A 2210-nucleotide genomic window follows, 5' to 3' on the forward strand; every position below is an offset into this window, starting at 1 on the left:
TCGACCTGATCCAGGAAGGCAACATCGGCCTGATGAAGGCGGTCGACAAGTTCGAGTACCGCCGCGGCTACAAGTTCTCGACCTACGCCACGTGGTGGATCCGGCAGGCGATCACCCGCAGCATTGCGGATCAGGCCCGCACCATCCGCATCCCCGTGCACATGATCGAGACGATCAACAAGATCGTGCGCACGTCCCGCCAGATGCTCAACGAGATCGGCCGCGAGCCGACCCCGGAAGAGCTCGCCGAAAAGCTCGGCATGCCCCTTGAGAAGGTGCGGAAAGTCCTCAAGATCGCCAAGGAGCCGCTGTCGCTGGAGACGCCGGTCGGCGACGAGGAGGATTCACACCTCGGCGATTTCATCGAGGACAAGAACGCAATCCTCCCCATCGACGCCGCGATCCAGTCCAATTTGCGCGAGACCACCACGCGCGTGCTCGCCTCGCTCACCCCGCGCGAAGAGCGCGTGCTGCGCATGCGCTTCGGCATCGGCATGAACACCGACCACACGCTGGAAGAAGTGGGACAGCAGTTCAGCGTGACGCGCGAGCGTATCAGGCAGATCGAGGCGAAAGCGCTGAGGAAGTTGAAGCATCCGTCGAGGAGCCGGAAGCTGCGGAGCTTTTTGGATAACTAAATCCGGATTGTTGTGCTCTGGCTCGAGCCGGGTAAGCATCGAAATTAGAACGGCGGGCCGAAAGCCCGCCGTTTTTGTATCAGGACCTGATGCTGCTTTTTAAGTCGGTCGATTCGCAGGTATATTGTCGCGGGCTTCCGGTCTCGCTCGTGCGAAACTATTTCCGATCGATCAAGGTGAAAGCGCGGTTGTTGAGGGTGTTGTTGGCTGCATCGCAGCGTCGCTAGCGATAAGGGGCGTGCAGATGGTTTGGCTCAAGAGCTACACTGATATCATCAGAGCCCACATGGATGCTGGTGGAGTTCCGGCGCTGACCTACGCAGCGCTCGAAGCTCGATTTGCTTTGGAACGAGTTTGCTATGAGCGCCTCAGGATTGCGCATAGCTATATTTCTCACAGCGATTTGCGAACCTGGAAGCCGCAGCATGTTGTGCAAACGGTCATGGAGATGGTCGACGCCAACATCGCGAGCGACTGGACGTTGAATATCGGCTCCGAGCCAGGAGATCATCCCCCGAAGTATATTCCGGTAGGCACTCAAAAGGGATTTGATCCAAAATACATCAATCAACTTTGGCAGGCGGTCAGTTCATTCCTTCACTGCGCCCTTCCGCGGGAGACAAAAGCTCCTATCGAGCACTACGCCGCAGAGATGAAGCTGAGGTCGAAACTCGAAGAGGTCTTGCGAGAACTCGATCGAATATCTGAAGGCACCATGATTGGCGCATTGGTTCTTGAAAAGGTGAGTTTTGATTGCGTCTGTGGTCAGAAAAATAGTCGTTCAACCGCATCGCTAAAGCACAACGACATAATCAATTGCATCAAAGAGGGTTGCAAAGAACAGTTTCGAGCAGAAGAGGTGGCAGATGAGTTCTTCTTTGAACGAAGGAAGATCCCTGTGTCTTGTCACAAGTGCGGCTACCAACATGGTCTTCCGTATAGAGAAGTGACCGAGATGAGTAAGGCGACCGAGGGGTGGGAGTTCAAATGCAGAGACTGCGGAGTTAGCAACGTCTTTATGTGGCAGCTCCGGCAGTTTGCGCGCAATGATCAGGGGATGCCGGAGCCGACAGACCAAGATGGATGAGCAGCGTAAAGCTGGATTGCGTTGGACTTGCTTTGACCCCGATGATCGGTCCCCACCTCACCGTCTACTACAACAGCCGCTGCCCCGTCTGCGACGCCGGCATCGACTGGCAGCGCAACAAGCTGCTGGCGCTGGTGCGCGCGGGCACGGTCGAGTTCAGGGACATCAACGAGCAGCCTGATGCGCTGGCGCGCTTCGGCGCCTCGCTCGACGACATCAGGCGGCGCCTGCATACGACTGACGAGGCCGGCCGGCTTATCGTCGGCGCGGATGTCGCGATTGCGCTCTGGCGGCTGACGCCGGGGGAGGGGTGGCTTGCGACGATGCTTGGCAATCGCGTGGCGCTGCCGGTCACGCAATTCTTTTACGACCGGTTTGCCGATCTGCTGTTTGCCTGGAATAGATGGAGCGGGCGCTGGTGAGCGCCAGGCGAGGCATTGCGGCTTTGGATTGAATTGGTTGGCCGCGGACTCTGACACCTCTCC

3 protein-coding genes are annotated in these 2210 nt (G+C 57.6%); all 3 read left to right on the forward strand.

Features of this window, described 5'->3' with window-relative positions:
* A partial coding sequence (locus tag JHD07_RS38210; RefSeq protein ID WP_291631636.1) for a sigma-70 family RNA polymerase sigma factor occupies window positions 1–638 on the forward strand: 638 nt, incomplete at its 5' end.
* A 244-nt stretch (window positions 639–882) separates the two neighbouring features.
* Window positions 883–1725, forward strand: coding sequence for a hypothetical protein (locus JHD07_RS38215; RefSeq protein ID WP_291631638.1), 843 nt, complete (start codon window positions 883–885; stop codon window positions 1723–1725).
* A 41-nt stretch (window positions 1726–1766) separates the two neighbouring features.
* The gene (locus tag JHD07_RS38220; RefSeq protein WP_291631639.1) at window positions 1767–2147 is read left to right on the forward strand and encodes a DCC1-like thiol-disulfide oxidoreductase family protein; all 381 of its coding nucleotides are present in this window, start codon (window positions 1767–1769) and stop codon (window positions 2145–2147) included.
* Window positions 2148–2210: the final 63 nt, after the last annotated feature.

The sequence above is a fragment of the Bradyrhizobium sp. genome (genome assembly GCF_016462955.1).
Taxonomy (GTDB): domain Bacteria; phylum Pseudomonadota; class Alphaproteobacteria; order Rhizobiales; family Xanthobacteraceae; genus Bradyrhizobium.

Coding starts and splice junctions, on each gene's coding strand:
- JHD07_RS38220 (WP_291631639.1), top strand. CDS start 1,767: ATGATCGGTCCCCACCTCACCGTCTACTACAACAGCCGCTGCCCCGTC.
- JHD07_RS38215 (WP_291631638.1), top strand. CDS start 883: ATGGTTTGGCTCAAGAGCTACACTGATATCATCAGAGCCCACATGGAT.